General features: G+C 69.3%; 15 protein-coding genes. 7 read left to right on the forward strand and 8 right to left on the reverse strand.

Features of this window, described 5'->3' with window-relative positions; translation table 11 throughout:
- Positions 1–64 precede the first annotated feature (64 nt).
- Entirely contained in the window at positions 65–907 is an 843-nt protein-coding gene (locus ACWEOW_RS25080; RefSeq protein WP_452271979.1) for a hypothetical protein, read from the reverse strand.
- Between the two features lie 426 nt (positions 908–1,333).
- On the opposite strand from ACWEOW_RS25080, the gene ACWEOW_RS25085 reads away from it, so the two are divergent.
- Positions 1,334–1,819 carry a mycothiol transferase gene (locus tag ACWEOW_RS25085; protein WP_452271980.1) on the forward strand — a complete coding sequence of 162 codons (486 nt, stop codon included), beginning with the start codon at positions 1,334–1,336 and terminating at the stop codon, positions 1,817–1,819.
- A gap of 154 nt (positions 1,820–1,973) precedes the next feature.
- Here ACWEOW_RS25085 and ACWEOW_RS25090 read toward each other — a convergent pair whose 3' ends face one another.
- The 5 genes from ACWEOW_RS25090 to ACWEOW_RS25110 all read right to left on the reverse strand — a co-directional run bounded on the left by ACWEOW_RS25090 (position 1,974) and on the right by ACWEOW_RS25110 (position 10,845).
- Positions 1,974–2,999 (reverse strand): molybdopterin-dependent oxidoreductase, encoded by a 1,026-nt coding sequence (locus ACWEOW_RS25090; RefSeq protein ID WP_452271981.1) that lies wholly within the window; start codon positions 2,997–2,999, stop codon positions 1,974–1,976.
- 143 nt (positions 3,000–3,142) lie between these two features.
- Positions 3,143–5,701 carry a glycoside hydrolase domain-containing protein gene (locus tag ACWEOW_RS25095; RefSeq protein WP_452271982.1) on the reverse strand — a complete coding sequence of 853 codons (2,559 nt, stop codon included), beginning with the start codon at positions 5,699–5,701 and terminating at the stop codon, positions 3,143–3,145.
- Positions 5,702–5,931: 230 nt separating this feature from the next.
- The gene (locus ACWEOW_RS25100) at positions 5,932–7,320 is read right to left on the reverse strand and encodes a GH1 family beta-glucosidase (protein WP_452271983.1); all 1,389 of its coding nucleotides are present in this window, start codon (positions 7,318–7,320) and stop codon (positions 5,932–5,934) included.
- A 3-nt stretch (positions 7,321–7,323) separates the two neighbouring features.
- Positions 7,324–8,346, reverse strand: a complete 1,023-nt coding sequence (locus ACWEOW_RS25105) for a LacI family DNA-binding transcriptional regulator (RefSeq protein WP_452271984.1) — start codon at positions 8,344–8,346, stop codon at positions 7,324–7,326.
- Between the two features lie 9 nt (positions 8,347–8,355).
- Entirely contained in the window at positions 8,356–10,845 is a 2,490-nt protein-coding gene (locus tag ACWEOW_RS25110; RefSeq protein ID WP_452271985.1) for a glycoside hydrolase family 3 N-terminal domain-containing protein, read from the reverse strand.
- A gap of 309 nt (positions 10,846–11,154) precedes the next feature.
- Here ACWEOW_RS25110 and ACWEOW_RS25115 point away from each other — a divergent pair, with 309 nt between their 5' ends.
- The 5 genes from ACWEOW_RS25115 to ACWEOW_RS25135 all read left to right on the forward strand — a co-directional run bounded on the left by ACWEOW_RS25115 (position 11,155) and on the right by ACWEOW_RS25135 (position 16,846).
- Entirely contained in the window at positions 11,155–12,546 is a 1,392-nt protein-coding gene (locus tag ACWEOW_RS25115) for an extracellular solute-binding protein (RefSeq protein ID WP_452271986.1), read from the forward strand.
- Positions 12,543–13,466: a carbohydrate ABC transporter permease gene (locus ACWEOW_RS25120; RefSeq protein ID WP_452271987.1), complete on the forward strand. Its 924-nt coding sequence runs from the start codon at positions 12,543–12,545 to the stop codon at positions 13,464–13,466. The genes ACWEOW_RS25115 and ACWEOW_RS25120 overlap by 4 nt, the downstream gene beginning before the upstream one ends.
- A 1-nt stretch (position 13,467) precedes the next feature.
- Entirely contained in the window at positions 13,468–14,367 is a 900-nt protein-coding gene (locus tag ACWEOW_RS25125; RefSeq protein WP_452271988.1) for a carbohydrate ABC transporter permease, read from the forward strand.
- 209 nt (positions 14,368–14,576) lie between these two features.
- Positions 14,577–15,752 (forward strand): acyl-CoA dehydrogenase family protein, encoded by a 1,176-nt coding sequence (locus ACWEOW_RS25130; protein ID WP_452271989.1) that lies wholly within the window; start codon positions 14,577–14,579, stop codon positions 15,750–15,752.
- A complete protein-coding gene (locus ACWEOW_RS25135) occupies positions 15,749–16,846 on the forward strand; it encodes an acyl-CoA dehydrogenase family protein (protein WP_452271990.1) in 1,098 nt (365 codons plus the stop codon). The genes ACWEOW_RS25130 and ACWEOW_RS25135 overlap by 4 nt, the downstream gene beginning before the upstream one ends.
- Positions 16,847–16,971: 125 nt before the next feature.
- Here ACWEOW_RS25135 and ACWEOW_RS25140 read toward each other — a convergent pair whose 3' ends face one another.
- Both ACWEOW_RS25140 and ACWEOW_RS25145 read right to left on the reverse strand, forming a co-directional pair.
- Positions 16,972–20,808 (reverse strand): beta-galactosidase, encoded by a 3,837-nt coding sequence (locus ACWEOW_RS25140; RefSeq protein WP_452271991.1) that lies wholly within the window; start codon positions 20,806–20,808, stop codon positions 16,972–16,974.
- A gap of 223 nt (positions 20,809–21,031) precedes the next feature.
- Entirely contained in the window at positions 21,032–21,808 is a 777-nt protein-coding gene (locus ACWEOW_RS25145; RefSeq protein WP_452271992.1) for a DeoR/GlpR family DNA-binding transcription regulator, read from the reverse strand.
- A 328-nt stretch (positions 21,809–22,136) separates the two neighbouring features.
- Here ACWEOW_RS25145 and ACWEOW_RS25150 point away from each other — a divergent pair, with 328 nt between their 5' ends.
- Positions 22,137–23,009, forward strand: a complete 873-nt coding sequence (locus ACWEOW_RS25150; RefSeq protein WP_452271993.1) for a DeoR/GlpR family DNA-binding transcription regulator — start codon at positions 22,137–22,139, stop codon at positions 23,007–23,009.
- The last annotated feature ends 287 nt before the right edge of the window (positions 23,010–23,296 follow it).

Here is a 23,296-nt window from a genome sequence, read left to right on the forward strand (position 1 = left end):
GAGCGCTCACGCAGCTCGTCCGTGTACTTCCTCGGAACAGGCATGACTCCACCCTTTCGTGGGATCAGACCCTCCACCAGACCCGGGGCGATTCACGGTCCAGGTGGTGGTGGCCCGGATCCGGGTCAGGGCGCGCCCGAGCCGCATGGCGGTGTCGTTGGCGTCGAGCTCGGCGGGGGGTGTGAGCGAGGCGCGGGCGTGCGCGGCGAGCCGGGCCAGCTCGCGCACGGTGAGCACGTCGCAGGAGTCGAGCATCGCATCGGTGATGGCGTCCAGGTGCTCGGGGTCCGCGACCCGGGGAAAGGTCGTCGTGCAGCCGCAGGATCAGCGCGGCCTGGCTGGTGCTGACCCGGCCGGTGCTGACCCCGGTGGCCAGCGCGGCCCAGCGGGGCTGGTCGGGGCGCATCGCGGCGGCGACCCGGGCCAGCGCGGGGGCGGTGGCGGGGTCCAGGTCCGGGGCCATGGTGCGCAGCCAGTCGGGCCGAGACAGCCCGTCGGTGGTGCCCAGGCCGCGGGTGTCGGCCTCGGCGGCCAGGACCGCGGTCAGGGTGTCGGCCAGCGCGCGCAGCTGTTGGGCCTGGCCCAGGGCCTGGCCGATGTCGGTCTCGGACAGCGACCAGGGCGAGACCCGCAGGGCGTGCTGCATCGTGGCCAGCATCGACCCGAGGGTCCCGACCAGCCCGGCCGGATCACCCCCGTCGCGACCGGCCGCGTCGCCGGGATCAGGTGCGTGGCAGGGACCGGGCGCCTGCCAGCGGCCGCTGGCTGGGTCGGGCCCACCCGACTCGCCAGATCGGGGCCCACCGGTTCCGGGTGCACCGATCCCGCGCGCGCCGGTCGCGGGGGCACCGGTGACGGGCGTGCCGTGGGGTGTCGTGTCGCGTTGGGTCGGGGTGCCGGTGTGCATGTCTCCAGGATAGAAGCGGCCACTGACAACCGAACGCAAACGCGGTCACTGACAGGTAAACGTCCAGTGTTGTGGCTGGCGAGGCAGCGGTCCGGCCGCCGGGTGCGGGTTGGGCTGCCGCTAGGTGTGCTGGTTCTGGTGGTGATCACCACCAGAACCAGCAGACCTACCGACATGGCTCGCTGTGACCAGCAGGCACGCGGCGCGGTAGAGGGTCGCGCCCCGCGAGAAGGGCGTGGCGCGAACCCAGCGCCCACGGCATACCCGGGGAGCGGAGGTGAGCAGACGCGAAAGGAGGGTGGGAGCAACGGGCGGGCGATGGAAAGGTCAGCCGATGTGAGAGGCAGGGTGGATCCGAGAGAAGCGGGCGTCGCGAGGGGATGAGGTCCGGGCGGCTCCGAGACGCGCTCGATCTAGGGTGGCGAGATGACTCGCGAACGTGATGTCCTGCTGGCCCGTCTCGCCGCCGAACGACGTCACGTCCTGGCCACCGTGGACGGCCTCAGCGAGATGGACCTGATGGGCGTGGTCGCGCCTTCAGGATGGTCGATGGCGCAGCTGCTCAACCACCTCACGTACGACGACGAGATCTTCTGGATCGGCGCGATCCTCGGCTCAGACGAGGAGTGCATCGGTCTGATCCAGGACGGCTGGCAGGTTCCGGTGACGTCCGGCGCGGCCGCCGTTGCTGAGTACCGGCACTGGGTGCGCCGGAGCGACGGACTGCTGACGGAGGTCGATCTCGACGCACCCCCTGGCTGGTGGCCGCCGGAAGAGGTCTTTCCCTTCCCGCGCTTCGCCGATGCACGTGAGTGCGTGTTCAGGCTCCTCATGGAGACGGCCACCCATGCCGGCCATCTCGACATGGCCCGGGAGCGGATCGACGGGCGACAGCACATGGTGGTCGGCTAGAACGCTTGCGGGCATTGGCTTTTGGCTGCGGCAGTGCAGCCGGTGGACAGGCCAGGTTTCGGGCGGGCTGCTGTGACGGGAGTGACCGGGCGCTCACTCGACCGGGGCGGACGGGCCACGGTTCGGGCGGCCTCATCACCGACGAGCAGTCGGGTCATTGCAGGGGGAAGGGCGACTGCGCCCACCAAGGCCTCGGTTCGACGCTCACCTGCTCGACCCACTTGACCCACCAGAACCCACGGCGTCCCGGCGCGACCAGCCGAACCGGCGCGCCATGACCGGGCGACAGCGGCGCACCGCCGACGTGCGTCGCGAGCAAGAGCGCACCTGCGTCCGCAGCTGGGAAGCGTCTGGTGTACCCGGTCGCCGAGCGCACCGCGATCGAGCCGTCGGGCGGGACCCCGAGCAGGGAGTCCAGCCGGACGCCGCGCCAGGTCTGCTCGGCCCACCATCCACCGGTGCAGTCCAGGACCGCGGACTCGGTCGTGACGGCCATCGCGAGCAGCTCGGCGTATGAGACCCCCAGGGGCGGCTCGCCGGGCCGGCTCACCAGCAAGGTGTATGCCGCTGGGTCGATCAGGGGGACACCGTCAGTGAACCACTGGGTGACAGGCAGCGCGGACGGTGCGCCGGTCCCAGTCTCATACGACCCCGTCGCGCGGCGACGCGCGCCGGGCAGACCGGCAACGGATGTTGCGGACTCGACTGCGCCGTACACGAGCGCCGCGACACCGCCGACGGCGATCGCGCGCAATGCGGTTCGCCTGGACAGGTCGCTGGCGCGGAGGCGCTGCCGCCGATGGACCACGTGGATCAGCGCGAGTGGCACGGCCGCGACCGCAGAAGCGACGTGCACGGTGAGCGCGCTCACCCCGGCAACCTCGAGCGGACCCATCGTGGCGTGCAAGACCCCGGCCACCAGGCTGATGGCGACGACGACGGTGAACGCGAGTGCGAGCCCGTGCGGGCGTCGACGGCGAAGTCCGCGACGCACGATCACGGTCTTCCACGGGGCGAGCACGAGGATCCCGAGGCCCAGCATCCCGTGGACCACGCTCACCACCCTGGACTCCGGCGACGTGCCGACCCCGAAAGCCAGCCACCCCGTGACGAAAGCCCCGGCAAGGAGCACGAGCAGCGCGAGGTTGGTCCGCCGGCCCGGTCGGCGCATCACGACCATCAGTCCAGTGTGCGCGCTGTCGGCCGGAACCGGACGGGGCGGCGTGCCGGCATACGTCGGGTATGAGCGAGGCCCGGTGGGACGGTGCGAACGCACCAGCCCCACCGGGCCTCGGAGGAGCTCCTTGTCGATCCGTGGCCGCCTTATCGCCCCTTGGCGGCGGAGGCCGTGGACCGGGTGTAGTCCGCGTCCGCACCTGAGGGTGGTGTCAGCGAGTCGGCAGCCGCCCACGAGGTGGGTCCGGTTTCGAGCGAGACGGCGATGTCAGCACCGTTCCTGATCGAGCGGAGCGGGAGCCAGGAGCTCTGCTGTGCCGTGCCGTCGATGGTCATGGACCCGATGAACGGGTTCGTGACCGCGTCGTGGTCGGTGACGATGCGAACGGCCTGGTTCTTCAACCACACTGTGGTGGCTGGGAACTGGGGCGTCGAGAGCGCCAGGCCCGAGGCCGTGCCCACGGTGGGGTACATCCCCAGCGCCGCGAAGACATACCAGCTCGACTCGGCACCCATGTCGTCGTTGCCGGGCAGGCCGTCGCGTCCGGTGCCGAACGTCACGTCCATGAGCTTCTGCACGATGTACTGGGTCGAGGCCGGGGCGCCCGCCCAGTTGTAGGCCCAGGGCGCGTTCATCCCCATCTCGTTGCCCATGTAGAAGGTCTGGCTGTCCTGGCCGCCGTTGAGCTGCTTGGCGGTCGGCACCGTGCTGAGCGAGCTGTCGATGGAGAAGAGCCGGTTGAGGCGGGCGACCGCCTGGTCCTTTCCACCGATCGCGTTGATGAGGTCGGTCCAGGCATACCCGAACGACCAGAAGTAGTTCGGCTCGGTGGACTCGTGGAACGTGCCCGGCATCAGCTGACCGGGCGTCCCGGGCGTCGTCGGCGCGGCACGCGTCGCGATGCGACCGCTCGCCTCGTCGAAGATGTTGCGCCACCAGCCGGTTCGGTCATAGAGGCTGTCGAGGTCGGTCTGGGTCACGGCGACGCGCGGGTCGGTCCGGACTTCTTCGGGGACGGACGCGAGGAATGCCGCGGCTGCCCGGTCGCTGTTGTAGCGCTCGATGTTGGTCGAGGACCACTCGGGGCTCGGGTAGTAGCCGTCACGAAGGTACTGCTCCGAGCCGTTCATGCTCTTGTTGTTGTTGCACGCGCTCGTGGGGTCGAAGACCGACTGCTTCACCAGACGGGCTGCGGTGGTCACGTCGAAGTCCTTGGCCCCGAAGGCATATGCCCCGGCGAGGACCGGCAGTGCGTTGTCGCCGGCCATCGGCGTCGAGTCGTCGCTGGCGTCCACCCAGTGCGGGAACGCGCCGCACTGCTGGGCGTCGACGACGAGCGACTGCATCATCTCGCTGGACTCCTTCGGCGCGAGCAGGGCCAGCAGCTGGGCCTGCGACCGGTAGGTGTCCCACATGGAGAAGCTCGTGTAGTGCGTCGTGTACCCGCCCGCGCTCCCGTCGGGCCGCGTGTAGGCGTAGTCGGCGACGTTGGCGACCGGGCGCTGCTCGACGCCGCCGGTGGTGTCGACGCCGGTCGGGAAGGGCCGCGTGGCCCCCATGCTCCGGAAGTCCCCGTTGACGTCGGAGTACACGGTGGGGGAGCCGAAGACGCGGTAGAGGGCCGTGTAGAACTTCACCAGCTTGTCTCGTTGGGCTGACGTGAGCGTGCTCGCGTCGGCGGCGTGGTCCACCTGGATCGTGTTGAGCCGGGTGTTCCACGCGGCGTCCGCCGCCTTCTGGGTCTGCTCGAAGCTGGCGGCGGCGTTCTCCGTGTGCAGGTTCAGCCTCGCGTTCGCGACGCTCACAGCAGACACGCCGACACGCATCGTCAGCGTCGGGTCGGACGGAGGCAGGTCGTAGTGCAGCAGCGCCGCCCCGTTGGTCACCGTGTTGACGCCGGCCTCGCCGGTCTGGGCGAGTGGCCGGTCGAGCTCGGCGTAGAAGTAGACGGGCGAGTTCCACGGCGTGCCATAGGGCGTACAGAATGCCGGCGCGACCGTCTGTCCGGACAGGACCCGTCCGTCGTCGCTGACGGTCAAGGACACGTGGTCCGGGGTGATCTTGCCGGCTTCGGTGCGGCGGTTGCTGTTGCCGTTGAGCCGGGTGTCGATGGAGAAGTACCCGGAGGCCTGGTCGGGGTACGTGAAGCGGGCCATCCCGGTGCGGGTCGTCGCGGTGAGGTCCACCTTGACCTTGTTGTCCATGGTGACGCCGTAGTAGCCGGGCGACGCCGACTCGGTGTTCGTGTGGAACGGAACGCCGGTCGGGACTCCGGTGCTCGAAGCCACGGCGGTCGGCGTCGAGGCCGGCATCATGCCGACGGTTCCCTGACCCGGGCACCCCACGCCGTTCAGGTGCGTGAGGCTGAAGAAGTTGATGCGACCGGTGGTGGTCGTGGGCGGGTTCAGGTACCCACCAGACCCGTTGAAGTTCGTCCGCGGCATGTCGGGGCCGAAGTTCGTGAAGCCGAACGGCACCTTGGCGCCCGGGTTGTCGTTGCCGGCATACCCGCTGGTCGCCGCGACGGCCGTGCCGATGAACGGGTTGACGTACTGGGTCAGCGGCAGCACGTCTCGATGCTGCGGTGGCACGGCTGGATGGCCGGCCGCGCTGGCCGAGCCTGCCGAGCCGGCCGCTGTGGCTGCGAGGAGGCCGGCTGCCGTCAGAGCGACTGCCCACCTCCTTCTGGTCATGGACATGCGCATCCGTGGCTCTCCTTCTCCCCGACGTTGGGGCCTCTGGTCTGGCCCGGCCACGCTAGGCGGGCCGAAATCGGGAGGGCAAGGCGAATTGCCTCCTTTGTCCGATCCGTACATTCGACCGGACAAGGCCTGTCAGCGCACCGGTCAGACTGGGTGTCCGCGCCGTGGCAGTCGCGTCGCTCGGCTCACACGCCGCCGCGCCCAGGTGACCACTCGACCCGCGTGGTATGCCGTCAGGTGGCCTCGGTGCCCCGGGCCCGGATCAGGTCGCGGTACCAGGTGAAGCTGTCCTTGGGGATGCGCTGCTGGGTGGCGTAGTCGACGTAGACGACGCCGAACCGCTTGGCGTACCCCTCGGCCCACTCGAAGTTGTCCAGCAGCGACCAGCAGTAGTAGCCGCGCACGTCGACGCCGTCGCGTCTGGCCCGGGACACGGCATGGAGGTGGTCGTCGAGGTAGCGCACCCGGTCGGCGTCGTGCACGTGTCCGTCGGGGTCGACAACGTCGTCGACGGCGCGGCCGTTCTCGGTGATGTAGATCGGCGGCAGGGAGGGGTAGGTCGCCTTGAGCCAGGTCAGCAGGCGGTAGAGACCGTCGGCCTCGACCGGCCATCCCATGGCGGTCCGCTCGGCGTCGTCCGCGACCACGGGCTCGGCACCGAGGTCGGCGGCCGTGCGCTGGGACGGGTCGTCGACGGCATACGGGCCCTGGGCGATGTCGCTGGGGAAGTAGTAGTTCACGCCGAGGAAGTCCAGCGGCGCCGCGATCGTCGTCAGGTCGTCAGGCTGCAGGAACGAGAAGTCCGTGATCGGCGCGTAGACCTCGCGGGCCAGGTCGGGGTACCGCCCGGCCAGGACGGGGTCGGTGAAGAGCAGGTTCGCGTTCATGAGGAAGCGGTCTGCCGCGGCCCGGTCCTGCGGGCTGTCGCTGGCAGCGGTGACGGGCTGCAGGTTCAGGGTGATGCCGACCTGCGCACGTGGGTCGGCCGTCCGGATCGCCGGCACCGCCAGGCCGTGCCCGAGAAGCAGGTGGTGCGCGGCGGCGACTGCGCCCTCGCCCTCGCGCCGTCCGGGCGCGTGCACCCCGATCGAGTAGCCCAGCATGGAGGAGCACCAGGGCTCGTTCAGCGTGATCCAGCGGTGGACACGGTCGCCGAGGGCGGCGGCGACGACCGCGCTGTAGTCCGCGAACCGCCGGGCGGTGTCACGCACGGTCCAGCCGCCCTGGTCCTCCAGCGGCTGAGGGAGATCCCAGTGGTACAGAGTGATGGCGGGCTCGATCCCGTTGTCCAGCAGGGTGTCCACGAGCCTCGAGTAGAAGTCGAGCCCGGCCTGGTTGATCGGGCCGGTGCCGTCGGGCTGGACCCGGGGCCAGGCGACCGAGAGGCGGTAGCTGTCGACGCCGAGGTCACGCATGAGCGCCACGTCGTCGGCGTAGCGGTGGTAGTGGTCGCACGCCACGTCGCCCGTGTCGCCCCCGAACACCCGGCCGGGGGTGTGGCTGAACGTGTCCCAGATCGAGGGGCCGCGGCCGTCCTCGTGGACGGCTCCTTCGATCTGGTATGCCGCCGTGGCCACCCCGAAGGTGAACGCTTCCGGCCAGTGGGGGTGGGTCGTGGTCACCTGTCAGCTCCCTGCGATCGGGGCGGTCGAGCCGCGGACGACGAGCTCGGTGGCGAGCTCGACGTGGTTGTAGTCGAGCTTGGCTCCGCCGCCCAGCTGCACAGCGGAGCGCAGGGCGACGGCGCCCATCTGCCGGAGCGGCTGGCGGACCGTGGTCAGCGGTGGCGACGAGACCCGGGCCATCTGCGTGTCGTCGAACCCGACGACGCTGAGGTCCTCGGGCACCCGCATGCCTCGGGATCGCGCGGCCTCGAGCACGCCGAGCGCCATCTCGTCGCTGAACGCGAAGATCGCTGTGGGTGGGTCCGGCCGTTCCAGCAGCCAGGTCGCGCCGGCGACGCCGCCTGGGTAGAACTGCGGCTCGGAACGCACGAAGTCCTCGATGACGGGGAGCCCGGCGGCGTGCATGGCGGCCCGGAAGCCGTGCATGCGGGCCTGGTTGCAGGCCGCCGACTGGGGGCCGGCAATGTAGGCGATTCGCTTGTGCCCCAGGGAGATCAGATGCTCGGTCGCGGCGACCCCGCCAGCGAAGTTCGTGGACCCTACGCTGGTCACACGGGCATGCGGCATGTTGAGACCGTCGATGACGACGATCGGCACGTGTGCCCGGGACAGCACCCTCAGGTCGACCGCGGACATGACGCCCGTTACCGCGACGACTGCCGTGCGCCCGGCCCCGGCCAGGTCGCGGGCCCAGTCGGCCGGCTCGAACCGTGCCTCCCCGGCATGGCGGACGGAGACGACGACGGCGACATCCAGGTCGGTCGCGGCTTCCAGCACGCCGTTGAGGATCTCGGTGGAGTAGGCCACCAGCTCGTCCTGGAAGAAGACCTCGATGACGGTGTCCGGTGCAGGAGGCTGACGGCGCACGACGTACTCGTGCTGGCGCAGGAGCTCCTGGATGCGGGCACGAGTGCCGGCGGCGACATCGGCGCGTCCGTTGATCACCTTGGAGACGGTGGCGATGGACACGCCTGCCGACGCGGCCACGGTGGCCAGCGTGGGGCGTTCGGTCGCAGACGTCACGTCGGGCTCCTAACTGCGTGCCGGGGACGTTGGTCGCCGACTCACTTCAACCGGCGTGACGAGCCGCCGGTCGTGTCCCACGACACGTTCGGGTCCGCTCATCGTGATGGTAGCCCGGCACGGCAGGTCGGCCGCGGAGGTGCCGACGAGCACCTCGAAGTCGCCGGGTTCGACGATCCGCTTCAGAGCGATGCCCGTGAACGAGGTCCGGTCGGCGTGCACGGTGAACCGAACGTCCTTCTCCTCGTTGGGTTCCAGCTCGACCCGCGTGAACCCGGCCAGCTGTTTCAGCGGCCGGGCCACCTGGGCCACCACGTCGTGCAGATACAGCTGTACCACCTCGGTGCCGGTGCGACCGCCGGTGTTGCGGACGCGGACCGAGACGGTGACCTCGCCGCCGGTGTCGATCTCGGTCTCGCTCAGCCGCAGGTCGTCGACCTCGAAGGTCGTGTACGACCGGCCAAAACCGAAGGGAAACAACGGTGCCGAGTCCAGGCTGGTGATCCCGGCGCTCTCCTGGCTGCCGAGGGCCGGCTGCAGGTAGGTGCTGGGCTGGCCCCCGGCCTTGCGGGGGACCTGCACGGGGAGCTTGCCCGACGGCTGGACCCGACCCGAGAGCACGCCCGCGATCGCCTCGCCGCCACGCTGGCCGGGCATGAAGGCCTGCACCAGCGCCGCGGCCCGGCCATGGACATCACCCAGGGCGTACGGGCGGCCGGAGACCACGACGACCACGACCGGTGTGCCGGTCTCGAGCAGCGCCTCGAGCAGGTCGGCCTGCACGCCCGGCAGGCGAAGGTCCTCGGCGTCGCAGCCCTCACCCGACGTGCCAAGCCCGAAGAGACCGGCCAGGTCGCCGACGTAGGCGATGCACAGGTCGGCCTGGCGCGCGGCCTCGACGGCCGCGGCGAAGCCGGACCGGTCGTTTCCGCGGACGCGGCACCCGGGCTCGTGGACGATCTCGACGTCGGGCAGCTCGGCCCGGAGCGCCTCGACCCCGGACGGCACGTCCACGCCGAGGCCGATCCCGGGGTAGCGGGGCAGGACGTGGTTGGGGAAGGCGTAGCAGCCCATGAAGGTGCGCGGGTCGTCGGCGCAGGGTCCGACGACCGCGATCCGGCTCGGCTGGGCACGGGCGTCGTCATGGCCGTCGTCATGGCCGTCGCGAAGGAGGGGGAGCGCGCTGCCCGGGTCCAGCAGGATGACCGACCGCTCGGCCATCTCCCGGGCCAGCTCCCGGTTCGCCTGGGAGTCGAGGTCGACGTCCGGGTCCGCGACCGAGCCCTCGGGCGTCCAGTCCGGGTCGAGCAGGCCCAGCTGGATCTTCTGCGCGAGGATCCGGCGGGCGGCCCGGTCGACGATCTCGACCGTGAGGTTCCCGGCGTCGATCTGCTCGACGAGGCCCTGCCCATACCCGTGGGTGTTCGGCAGCTCGACGTCGATGCCCGCGCGAAGGGCGAGCGCTCCGGCCGTGTCGTTGTCGGGAGCGGCTCGGTGCATCGAGGCGAGGAACGGCACCGCCCAGTAGTCGGACACGACCGTGCCCTCGAACCCCCACTGCTCGCGCAGCAGGTCGGTGAGCAGCCAGGAGTCCGCCCCGGCGGGTATGCCGTCGACGTCGGAGTAGGAGTTCATCACCGAGCCGGCCGACCCGAGCACGACCGCCATCTCGAAGGTGGGCAGGATGACGTCGAGCAGCTCGCGCCGGCCCATCGACACGGGCCCGTGGTTGCGGCCGGCGCGCGACGCCGAGTAGCCGGCGAAATGTTTCAGGGTGGCGATGATGCCGGCACTCTGCAGACCCCGGACGTATGCCGTGCCCAGCGTCGCGACGAGGTACGGGTCCTCACCGATCGCCTCCTCGACCCGCCCCCACCGGTAGTCCCGCACGACATCGACGACCGGGGACAGGCCCTGGTGGACGCCGACGGCCGCCATGTCGCGGCCGATCGCTGCGGCCATCCGCTCGACGAGGTCCGCGTCGAACGTGGCGCCCCAGGCGATCGCGGCCGGGTAGACGGTCGCACCGAAGGCGGTGAAGCCGGTCAGGCACTCCTCGTGCACCAGCGCGGGGATGCCGAGGCGGGAGTTCTCGAGCACGACGTGGTGCTGGCGCACGAGCTCCGCCGCACCTTCGGCGACGGTGAGGGGGATGCTGCCGAAGACGCGGGTCAGATGACCGAGGCCGTGAGCGCTGGCTTCCTCGAGGGGGACGCTGGCGGCGGCGAAGACATCCTGCATGGGGGCGACGTTGAACGTCACCGCGGACTCCGGCTCGGAGGTCGACCCGGACGATGGCTCGACGCGGTCCTGGTCCACCTCGTCGGTGGCGAGCTCGGGCTGCAGGTCGAAGCCGACCCAGCGGCTGCCCAGCTGGCCGATCTTCTCCTCGAGGGTCAGCTGCGCCAGCAGCAGCTCGACCCGTTCGTCCACGGGTCGCGCAGGGTCACGCCAGGGTTGTGTATCGACGAGGGCTTGCGGTGCCGGGTCGGTTGTCATGGGCACTCCTTGGATCCGCGGCGTTGCTGTATCCCCGTGTCACGTTTCGAAACTTTTCGAAACCCTGTGAGGTTGCACTGAGCCACCTGTCAGCGCACATCTGCGCTGGTGAGAACCACATTCGGCGGCAACTCTTTCTTGTTTATCTCGAAAACACAAGACCCCTTGACAGTGCGGTTCTCGAAACATAGCGTGCCCTTGCGATCGCATAACGTGCGTTCCTGACGGCGCCTCGCAGCCCGTCCGGAACGCTGGACTGCATGCCTTCCTGGCGTGCAGTCAAGTCATGGTCATCTGTTCACTCTCGCCGTGGCGCGGGCCACGGCCTTCGAGTTCGGAGTCAGCGTGGACCCCAACGCGATGTCCCGGCGGAATCTCCTCCGCCTCGCACTTGTCGGCACAGCCGGCGTCGGGCTGGCCGCCTGCGGCACGTCCGGACCCACCGGCGGTAACGCCGCCACTGGCGGCACCGGCGGCGGTGGCGGCGGCGGTTCTGCCGCCAGCTACTGGTTCCTCACCGGTCCACCCGGTGAGGGAATCAGGACGAACACGGTCAAGCGGTTCAACGCCGCGAACCCGTCGACGCAGATCCAGTACACGACGTTCGCGAACGACGCGTACAAGACCAAGATCAAGACGGCCATCGGTGCCGGTCAGGCCCCGACCATCATCTGGGGCTGGGGCGGTGGCGGTCTGAAGAGCTACGTCGAGGCCGGGCAGGTCGAGGACCTGACCGACTGGTTCAGCCAGAACTCGGCCGTCAAGGACCGGCTCTTCCCGTCGTCCTTCGGCGCGGCCACTGTCAACGGCAAGATCTACGCGATGCCGGCCGAGACCGTGCAGCCGATCGTGCTGTTCTACAACAAGACGGTGTTCGACCAGGTCGGCGTCCAGCCGCCCCAGTCCTGGGGCGAGCTCATGGCACTCGTGCCGAAGTTCAACGAGAAGGGCATCGCGCCGATCTCCCTGGCGGGGCAGTCGCGATGGACCAACATGATGTGGCTGGAGTTCCTCTTCGACCGCATCGGCGGCACCGAGGTGTTCCAGGCGATCTTCGACGGCCAGAAGGACGGGTGGTCGCAGCCGGCCGCCATCCAGGGGCTGACCTACGCGCAGAACCTCGTCAAGGCCAACGGCTTCAGCAAGGGCTTCTCCTCGATCGCCGCCGACAACAACGCCGACCAGGCGCTGCTCTACACGGGCAAGGCAGCCATGATGCTGCACGGCACCTGGACCTACGGCAGCATGGCGCAGCAGGGCGGCGACTTCGTGTCCGGCGGCCACCTCGGCTGGATGAACTTCCCACCGGTCGAGGGCGGCAAGGGCGACCCGACCAGCACGGTCGGCAACCCCGGTCAGTACCTGTCCATCTCCTCCAGGGCGACCGAGGCCCAGAAGGAGACGGCGAAGAAGTTCTTCTCCACGGCGGTCCTCGATGACGCCGAGGTCAAGGAGTGGATCAGCAACGGCGCGGTCCCCATCGTCAAGGGGACGGACAGCCAGTTCACCGGCAAGGACGCCGAGTTCCTCAAGTTCGTCTACGGCGTCGCGAGCAACGCCAAGGTGTTCGCCCAGTCGTGGGACCAGGCTCTGAGCCCGACGGCCGCCGAGACGCTGCTCGACAACATCGCCAAGCTTTTCCAGTTGTCGATCACTCCACAGCAGTTTGCCACCGCAATGAATGCCACCATCGGCACATGACCACGCTCGCTCCAACGACGACCGCTCCGTCCGGCACCTCAACCAACGTCGGACGGAGCGGCGTCGTGGGGTGGATGGCCCTGCCTGCCTTCTTCCTGTTCTTCGCGTTCGGCGTGATCCCCCTCCTGGGGGTGCTCGCGCTGAGCTTCACGACGTGGGACGGCATCGGTGAGATCCACCTGACCGGTCTGACGAGCTGGAGGGCCACGCTCAGCAACCCCGGCCTTCCGCACGCACTGCTGGTGACGTTCGAGGTGATGTTGCTGTCCTGGGCGTTCCAGACGCCTCTCAGCATCCTCATCGGTGTCTTCCTCGCGGGTCACCAGCGCTACCGCGCGCTCTTCGCCGTCCTCTACTTCGTGCCGCTGCTGCTCAGCTCCGCCGCGATCGCGGTGGCCTACAAGGCGCTGCTCGACCCGAACTTCGGGCTGGGTGCGGGCCTGCACCTCGACTTCCTCTCCCAGGACTGGCTGGGCCAGGGGAACCTCGCACTCTTCACCGTCGTGTTCATCGTGTCCTGGCAGTTCATCCCGTTCCACTCGCTGATCTACCAGGGTGCGGTCCGCCAGATCCCGGACTCGATCTTCGAAGCGGCCGAGATCGACGGTGCGGGGCGTTTCCGCAAGTTCTGGAACATCACCCTCCCGCAGCTGAAGAACACGATCATCGCGTCCTCGACGCTGATGATCGTGGGGTCCCTGACCTTCTTCGACCTGATCTTCGTGCTCACCGAAGGCGGCCCGGGCGATGCCACCCGGGTGCTCGCGCTGGACATGTACAAGACCGGCTTCCAGGCCAACCTCATGGGGCAGGCCAGCGCGATCGCCCTGATCCTCGTCCTGGTCGGCGTGGCCCTGGCCCTGATCCTGCGGCGGATCGGCGGCGGCAGAGACACCTCCAGCCAGCTGGAAGGGGCCTGACATGGCGACCGCGACGACGGACACCAAGACCCCACCGGCGGCCCAGGCTCCGCGATCGGGCGCGTCCGGTCGACGCAGGCGCCGCAACGAGCGCCCCAACTGGGGCGGTGCCATCTTCGGCCTGCTCTGGCTGTTCATCGTGCTCATCCCGGTCTACTGGGTTGTGATCACCAGCTTCAAGACGCAGGCCAACTACTACGCGATGAACCCGCTCCAGCCGCCGACGAACCCGACGCTCGACAACTACCGGTCGGTCCTGAGCAACAACTTCCTGCAGTTCTTCTTCAACAGCGTCATCGTGGCCTTCGGGACGCTCGTGCCGGCGGTGTTTGCCTCCTTCATGGCGGCATACGCGATCGTCCGAAGCCGCGGGAGGCTCCTGAGGTACGTCAACGGCCTCTTCCTCATGGGCCTCGCGATCCCGCTGCAGGCGTGCATCATCCCGGTGTACCTGATCATCATCAAGCTCCAGCTCTACGACAGCCTGCTGGCGATCATCCTGCCGTCCATCGCGTTCGCCATCCCGCTGTCGGTGCTGGTGCTGTCCAACTTCGTCCGTGACGTGCCCCAGGAGCTGTTCGAGTCGATGCGGGTCGACGGCGCCACCGAGTGGCGGATGCTCTGGCAGCTGGCGTTCCCGCTCACCAGTCCTGCGCTCGTCACCGTGTCGATCTACAACGGCCTCACGGTCTGGAACGGGTTCCTCATCCCGCTCATCCTGACCCAGAGCCCGGACAAGCGGACCCTGCCGCTGGCCGTGTGGTCCTTCCAGAGCCAGTACGGCGTCAACGTGCCCGCCATCCTGGCGTCGGTCGTGCTGACGACCCTGCCGATCCTCGTCCTTTACGTCGTCCGTCGCCGTCAGCTGGTCAGCGGCCTGACCGCCGGCTACAGCAAGTAGCGGCGTCACCGACCCAGGGGACGCAAGACCCCTCAGCCGTTGCGGGAGTGGAGCCCAAAACTCCGCTCCCGCAACGGTTTTCGGGCTCACGACGGTCGCTGGCACCAGCCGGCCGCGGCCGGTCGGCTGGTGCCTGCCCATAGGGATCGGAGGGACAAGCGGGCCGTCCTGGTCGAGACTGTCAGCGTTCACGTCTTGAGGAGGCAGCTGTGTTGGAGGAGATCCGGCATCGGGTGGCGGAGTTCCTGACCACCCACGACCCCGCGACGACGGACCGGCTCGACTTCCTGCGCGCCCGGTTCGATGCCGGGCTCGCGTGGGTGCACTACCCGGTCGGGCACGGTGGGCTCGGCGTCGACCAGGCGCTCCAGCCCGAGGTCGACCGGCTGTTCGTGGAAGCCGGGTCGCCCGACAACCAGGCGCGCTCCAACGGAATCGGGCTCGGCATGGCCGCGCCGACCATCCTCGCGTTCGGCACCGAGGAGCAGAAGCAGCGCTATCTGCGCCCGCTGTGGACCGGCGAGGAGATCTGGTGCCAGCTGTTCAGCGAGCCAGGTGCGGGCTCGGACCTCGCAGCCCTCGGCACGCGCGCCGTCCGCGACGGCGACGGCTGGGTCGTCAACGGGCAGAAGGTGTGGACCTCCGGCGCGCACTTCGCACGCTACGCGATCCTCGTCGCCCGGACCGACCCGAACGTCCCCAAGCACCGCGGCATGACCTACTTCCTCTGCGACATGACCGCTCCCGGCGTGGACGTGCGGCCGCTGCGCCAGATCACCGGCGAGGCGGAGTTCAACGAGGTCTTCCTCACGGACGTGCGGATCCCGGACAGCCAGCGGCTCGGCGACGTCGGGCAGGGCTGGGTGGTGGCGAACGCCACGCTCAACAACGAGCGCGTCGCGATCGGGGGACGGGCGACGCCGCGCGAAGGTGGCATGGTCGGCGTCGTCTCCCGGACCTGGCGCGGGCGGCCCGAGCTCCACACGCCTGAGCTGCACGACCGCCTCCTGCGGCTCTGGGTCGAGGCCGAGGTCGCTCGGCTCACCGGAGCACGGTTGCGGCAGAAGCTCGCCCAGGGCCAGCCCGGTCCGGAAGGTGCGGCGATGAAGCTGACCTTCGCCCGGCTCGCGCAGCAGCTCTCGGGCCTCGAGCTCGAGCTGCTCGGCGAGCAGGGGCTGCGCTACTCGGCCTGGACGATGGTCCGGCCCGACCTTGTCGACTTCACCGGCCGCGACGCCGGCTACCGCTACCTGCGTGCCAAGGGGAACTCGATCGAGGGAGGCACGTCGGAGATCCTGCGCAACATCGTCGCCGAACGCGTGCTGGGGCTGCCCGCGGAGCCGCGCGTCGACAAGGACGTCCCGTGGAAGGAGATCCCGCGATGAGCGAGACCGCCGAGTATGACCTGCTCTACACCGATGTCGAGGAGGACCTGCGCTCCAGTGTGCGCGACCTGATTCGCGCCTCGTGCGGCGCGCAGTCCGTGACGGCCATGTACGACGGTGACCGGTCGGTCGTGGCGCCACTGTGGAAGTCGCTCTCGGTCGACCTCGGCCTCGCCGGCCTGCTCGTCCCCGAGGAGCGCGGCGGTCAGGGCGCCTCCGCGCGCGAGGCCGCGGTCGTCCTCGAGGAGCTGGGCCGGGCCGTCGCCCCGGTGCCGTTCCTCACCAGCGCTGTCGTGGCCACCACACTCCTGCTGGGGTCCGGCTCGCCGCTCGTCGCCGAACTGGCGTCGGGGGAGCGCGCCGCGGCGCTGGCGGTTCCGTGGTCGACCGCCCCGCACAGTGACCTGACGGCCCTGCGCCTTGACGGTGGTCGGGTCACCGGCGTCGTCACCAGCGTCGCCGGTGCACGTGAGGCCGACACGCTCCTGGTGCCGGTGGCCGGGCCGGGTGGTCTCGCGCTCTGTGCTGTGCCCGCGTCTGCGGCGACGGTCACTCCGGTCACCTCCCTCGACATGAGCCGACAGCTGGCGGATCTGCGCCTCGACGGCGTGCCCGGGGAGCTGGTCCTCGCTGATGCCGAGCCGGCCCTGCGCCGGGCCCTCGATGCAGGCGCTGCGCTGCTCGCCTCGGAGCAGCTCGGCGTCGCGCGCTGGTGTCTCGAGACGACCGTCGCCTATCTCAAGGAGCGGCGGCAGTTCGGTCGGGTCGTCGGCGGTTTCCAGGCGCTCAAGCATCGGCTTGCCGACCTCTACACCGGCGTCGAGCAGGCCGCGGCGGCCGCCAGGTATGCCGCAGCCACGCTGGCCGCCGACGATCCGGATGCGCCGGTCGCGGCATCGGTGGCCCAGTCGTACTGCAGCGATCTGGCAGTCCTCGCCGCCGAGGAGGCCGTGCAGCTGCACGGCGGGATCGGCATGACGTGGGAGCACCCCGCACACCTCTACCTCAAGCGCGCCAAGTCCGACCAGATCGCCCTCGGCACCCCTGGGCGACACCGCGCCCGGCTGGCGACGCTGGTCGGCCTCACCCCCTGACCCCACGCGATCCAGCCCACGCGATCCAGCCCACGCGATCCACCCCGCAACACACCGAGCAGTCGCCAGGTTCGGCGGTTATTTCCGTCGAACCTTGCGACTGCTCGGTGTGTTGCCGGGGCAGCTCAGCCGTTGCAGATGACCTGAGCGCCTGCCCAGTCGGCGTTGTCGTGACCGTTTCCGTCTCCGCCGTCGCCGACCTGGAGGGTCAGCTGCTGCACGCCGGTGACGTCCGCGGTCAGTGTCTTGGCCGCGCTGGTGCCGGTCATGGGGCCGGAGGCGGCCACCGTGCTGCCGTCGGCGAGGACGGTGAACGTGACGCTGCCCTTGCCGCCGGCACTGTCGTCGAGACCGACGTCAGTGCTGAAGGACGTGCACGCACCACCGAGGTCGATCACCACGCTGCTCACCGAGTTCGTGCCGATGCCCTTGGCGTACGTCGCCCCACGGATGGTGATGGGCGTGCCGTCGCCGGCGCCGTTGCCACCGACGTTCGTGTCGCGCTCGACCGGGCCGTAGCCGTTGGTCGCCGACACGAAGGGCAGGTCGCTGAGGTAGGTGAGCCCGCGCTGTTGGAGCGTGAGGGAGTATGCCGCCCCCGTCCGTGACGCGGAGTCGCCCCCTCCGTAGGTGACCAGGGCTGCGACCGAGTAGGCGCCGCCCGCAGCGTCGTCACCGACGGTGACCCGCCAGCTCAGCGGCGCCGAGGCGCCCGCCGCGAGGGTGGCCGGAGCCGCGTCGACCGGTGTCGCAGTCCAGCCGCTGGGCACGGCCAGGGCCGCCGCGACGTCGGTCATGGTGGCAGCTGCGTCGTTGCGCACCGTGCCGTTGACGGTGAACGTGTCGCCCGCCTTCGGGTGTGCCGCGATGTCGTCGCTCGCCAGCGGGGTCACCGAGGCGCGACCGGGAAGCGTCGGCTGGCCGTACACCTTGGCGTTCCAGCTGGGGGCGTTGACCTGGCGGACCTTCACGCCGCCCCGGACGGTGCCCAGGTCGGTCAGCGTCACCTTCTCGGGACCGTTGCCGGGCCCGCCGTCACTCGTCACGGCCAGGGCGATCGTGTTCTGGTCGTGCGTGTTGAGGATGCCGTTCGGGACCACGAAGGTGTGCTGCGGGCCGACGTTGGCGATGTACTGCCCGACGTTCCAGCCGTTGACGTAGATCAGGGCCCGGTAGTTCGCGTTGGAGTGTGCGGTGCCGGGGTCCCCGATCGTGATGCCGATGGACGAGTCGTCCTCGGGCGGGACGTCGAGTGTGACGTTCGTGCGGTACCACGTGGTGCCCGGTGCTGCACTGCTCTGTGGCAGCGTGGTGCTGGACCAGGAGTCGTCTGCGTAGCCGGGCAGGTGCCAGCCGTGCCGCTCGCCGAAGAGTCCACCGGCGTTCATCACGCCACGGGCCGGGTCGACGATGTCCTCGCCTCCGAGGTTCCCCTGGACCCGCCACGTGATGGCCGGCTGAGCGGCCGCGCCGGTGGCGTCGGTGTATGCCGCCGAGATGAGTCCGCGACCCTCCTTGTGAGCGTCGTTGACCCCACCGTCCTCGTTGTGGCCGTTGTTGCGGACCATGACGGAGAGCACGTGGTCACCGTCGGTGCGCAGGGCCTCGGGCACCGTGAAGGTGGCGGTGCCGCGGGTGGGCGGGCTGGCGACGCCTGAGCCGAGGACGTTCTGTCCGAGGTAGACCCCGTCCAGCCACGTCTGCAGCATGCCGGCCCCGCCGCCGCCGTAGGACAGCGCGATGGTGCTGGCGCTCGAGGCACCCGTGTAGTGCCCGCGGTACCACACGTCGCCCTGGTGGAACCCGTAGTCGTCGGCAGTCAACACTGGCTGCCCGGCCGGAGGCTTCGTGGTGGAGTTCGTCGACGTCTTGATCGCGACCTGCCAGGAGGAGTCGTCGAATCCTGGAGCCGACTCCGCCGAGTCCGCTGCCGTCTTCCAGGTCGCCTGGCTCAGGTCCGGAAGCGTCACCGGCACTGCGCCGCCGAGCTGGCTGCTGGCCTGAAGGCTTCCCCCCGGCTGCGGGGTTGTCGGGACGGTCTGGCCGTTCCACACGACCGAGGAGACTCCGGCCGGCGTCCAGACCTCGAGGTCGGCGGCATCCTTGGTGTCGCCCGTGAGGTGCAGGCTCGCCCCCTGCAGGGTCGCGTTGCGGACCAGCTCCGGCCCGCGGACCAGGACCGGCCCGGTGGCGGTGTCGGTCTGCCAGAAGGTGCCGGCCGTGTCGGTGTCTGTGAGCAGCAGGGTTACCGGAGCGCGGCCACCCCCGGTGATGCGCACCTCGGCCACGCCGTCGTGCGTGTAGTCCAGCCGCAGGTCGCCCGTCGCGGCGTCGAAGCTGCTGCTCACAGAGCCGCTGAGGACCTGGAGGCTCGGCTCGTCGCTGTAGCGAAGCACCGTCTCGCCGTCCTCGCCCTTCGGCGCGTAGAGCAGCGCCAGCTGGCCGGTCGAGGTGTTCAGGTGGGTCATGATCTGCGACGTCGAGTAGACCAGGTGCGGGCTCGATTCGCCTGCGGCAGAGTCGAGGTCGTAGTCAGCGACCAGGATCTTCGAGTCCTGACCGTTGATCCGCAGCGTTCCCTGCTGCGGCACGGAGTAGCTGCCGTCGGCGGTCTGGACAGGGAACGTGAACGTGTTGTTGGTCGTGGCGGTCGACGGGTTGTGCATCGCGATGTAGAAGTGCGTCCCGGTGTCCGGGTTGACGTCGTTGTAGATCTTGATCGCGGTGCTCGACGGGGTGACCGTGTTGCCCTTGTCCACCTTGGTGATGGGGCTGACGCTCTGCACCATCAGGCCGAGCTGCTTCATCGTGGTGGCCTTGGGTCGGATCTGCCGCGCCTCGCTGATGGAGGCGCCGTAGTCATACGAGCTGTACACGACCGGTGCCGGCAGCCAGCCCCACGACGTGCCACCGAAGCTCATGTACACGCTGTGGATGGAGAGGCGGTTGGCGATGTCGGTCCCGTAGGTGACCCGCTCGTACCCGGAGCCCTCCTGCAGCGACATGCAGTCGTAGCTGCCAGGGCCGCCCCAGAAGTCGAACCAGCCGCCGCCACGCTCTGCGACGAACCCTGGAGTGTTCGGCGAGGCGGTCGATCCACCGGTCGCACCACCGGAGCCCCAGATGCCCCAGTCGGGCGCTGCCGTCGGCGAGCCCGGCGTGTTGTTGGTGTGGCACGAGCCACCGCCGTACCCGTCGAACGCGTAGAGGTCGTTGGGGCCCACCACGGTCCCACTGACGTTGCTGCCGGCGGGGACCCACTTGCCGTTACGGCCCTTGTCGTTGTGGAAGATCGGCACGGATATGCCGTCGGCGCGCACCTTGTCGTAGAGGTGCTTCATGTAGTTCTTCTGGGCGGTGCCGGTGGCGTCCAGCTCGTTCTCGATCTGGTAGAGGATCACCGAGCCCCTGCCGTCGGTGTACTGGTGGCGCGAGAGGATCGCGTCGATCTGGCCCAGCCACTCGTCGGCTGCCGCGAGGTGGTCGGGGGCGTCGCTGCGCGCCTTGCCCGACTGGGTCGTGAGCCAGCCCGGGTACCCACCGCCGTTGGTCTCGGCGTTGATGTAGGGGCCCGGACGGGCGATGACGTACAGCCCGACCTCCTGCGCGATGTCGAGGAGATTGTCGATGTCACGCACGCCCGTGAAGTCGTACACACCGGGCTTGGGGGAGTGGTACGCCCAGTCGAAGTAGAGCGAGACGGCGTTGTAGCCCTCTGCCTTGAGCTTCTGCAGCACGTCGCGCCACTCGTCAGGGCTCGGGAGCCGGAACGAGTGGAACTCACCGGACCAGATGTACATCCGCTGCCCGTCCAGCATCAGGGAGTACTTGTCGAACGTCACGGTGTGCGTCGATGCTCCGGTCGACGGAGCGCTCTGGGCGCCCGCCGAGGCGGTCACGGTCGCGGCGGATGCACCGCCAGGAAGGGCCAGACCGGCGCCGATGGCGACCGTGGAGATCATGGCCAACGTGGTGCCCGTACTGGTCAGTCGACGGGCTCGGGTTGATGGAGGCTTCGAACGTGACATGGTGCCTCTCCGTTGAGGGACTCATGCGAAGCAAGGTCGCATGGTTCGAATGTGTGAAGACGTGTTTGACTTTGCAGGTTTTCGATCGAGTGTGTCAAGACTTCGAGCCTGGGCGTCTCACGAAACGTCCTTTCGGCCGGCGTGACTCAGGCGTCCCTCACGCCACGGAGTCCGCGATGACGAGCTGGCCCACCCGCTCGGCGAGTGCCTCCCTCGCCGCGGTCGGCATGCCGGCGTCCGTGACGAGCACGTCGATCTGCTCGAGCTCGGCGAACGAGCTGAGCCCCGCGATCCCCCACTTCGTGTGGTCCGCGGTCACGACGACCCGCTTCGCGTTGTGCACCAGCTCGCGGTTGGTCTGGGCCTCGGCCAGGTTCGGCGTCGACAGGCCGGCGGTCTCGTCCATGCCGTGGCAACCCAGGAAGAGCAGGTCGTAGCGCAGAGACCGGATGACCATGTCGGCAACCGGACCGACGAGGGCATCGGAAGGCGTCGGCACACCGCCGGTCAGGATCAGCGTCCGGTCACCCGGGGCGTTGTGCAGTTCGCCTGCTACACGAAGGGAGTTCGTCACGACGATCAAGCCGGGGATGGAGACCAGGTGCTTCGACAGGGCCCATGTGGTCGTCCCTCCGGAGAGCGCGATCGCAGAGCCGGGCTGGACGAGACGTGCGGCCGCGAGGGCGATGAGCTCCTTCTCCTCGTGCTCGCGCGTTGCCTTCGTCGCAAACTGCGGCTCCTCCGTCGTCACCATGTCGACCACCGTGGCGCCGCCGTGGACCTTGTCGACCAGCCCCCGGCCCGCCAGGACGTCGAGGTCGCGTCGGATCGTCATGTCGGAGACGCCCAGCAGCTGGGTGAGGTCGACGACGCGGACGCCGCCATGCTCGCGCACGTACTCGAGGATCGCGGCCTGGCGCTGGCGGGCGAGCATGGTTCCTCCTGCGAGACGGGACTGCCGCGGCCCCCGGGTCGTCTGCGAGGATCCCACCGCGGATGTCTGAATCTAAACAGATAATGTTGGAAAGCGTGCGGTCTTGGGCATGTCGGGGGCGAACCGAACGGCATACGTCTGTTTGCGAGCCTTCCCCGACATCGTGCGTGACGGTTTCGAAAGCCAACCGACTGTCCGAACCGAAAGTCACAACCTGGTCACGGCAGGCGTTCGTGCGGGAGGTGATCGAGTATGGGTTCCGAAAACGCAAGCGCAATGCAAATTTGGCTCTTGACGCGACGACCCGGCACGTGGTTGCCTCCTCGTCGTGACAGAGAAGTCCTTCGGCGCCGTGGAGCTGCCGGCAGCGCTACGCCGTCGGAGGGCCCTGGCCATGATCACCGAGCGCGGGTTCGTGCCCATCGGTGAGCTTGCGGACGCGTTCGGCGTCTCCCACGTCACCGCGCGCGCGGACGTCGACGGGCTGGCAGCACGGGGCCTGGCCCAGCGGGTGCGTGGCGGGGCTCTCGCCTCGCGGGTCAGCCAGGCGGAGCGCCCGTTCGAGGAGAGCGAGGGCGCCGAGGCCCAGGAGAAGACCGCGATCGGCGCGGCCGCGGCGGCCCTGGTCTCCTCGGGGCAGACGGTGATCCTGGACGTCGGCACGACCACGACAGCGATCGCCCGTGCCCTCGTCGCTCGCGCCGACCTCGAGTCGGTCACCATCGTGACCAACAGCCTGACCATCGCGGTCGAGATGGAAGCGGCGCTCGACCGCTACGCCGTCCTGGTGACCGGTGGCACGCTGCGCCGGATGCAGCACTCGCTCGTCGACCCGATGGGAGCGCTCGTGCTCGAGCGTCTGCACACCGACCTGGTGTTCCTGGGCTGCAACGGAGTTGACCGGCGCGCGGGAGTCACCAACATCAACCTGCCTGAGGTGACGATGAAGCAGCGGATGCTGGCAGCATCGCGCCGCAGCGTCCTCGTGGCCGACGGCAGCAAGATCGGTGCGACGTCGCTGGCTCGGATCTGCTCGGTCGACGATGTCGACCTGCTGCTGACCGGTGCCTCGGCGGACGCCCAGCAAGTGGAAGAGCTGCGTGCGACAGGTCTCGACGTGCAGGTGGTCGAGTCGGACGTGGCGACCGACGGAACGTCGGGGCAGGACGTCCCAGCGACGGTCAGTGACAAGGACAGATAGCCGATGTCACTGCGACGTCTGAGACCAGGTCGACCAGCGGGGGCTGGCACCCCCGTGGGTTGATTCTGCGGGTTTTTGTGTGTTGGGAGCTGCCGGGGCCGTGGTGGTGTCGGTGTGTCGGGTTCTGCGCCGGGTGTGGTGTGGGGTCTGGTTTCTGATCTAGGAGGAGTAATGCGCAACAGGTCTGTTGCTTCGGTGGTGTCGGTGGCGTTGGTGGGGGTTGTGGCGGTGGCGTTGGCCGCGTGTGGGTCGTCTTCGGACAACGCCACGCCGGGCGCTGGTGGGGC

This window comes from Monashia sp. NPDC004114, assembly GCF_053603855.1.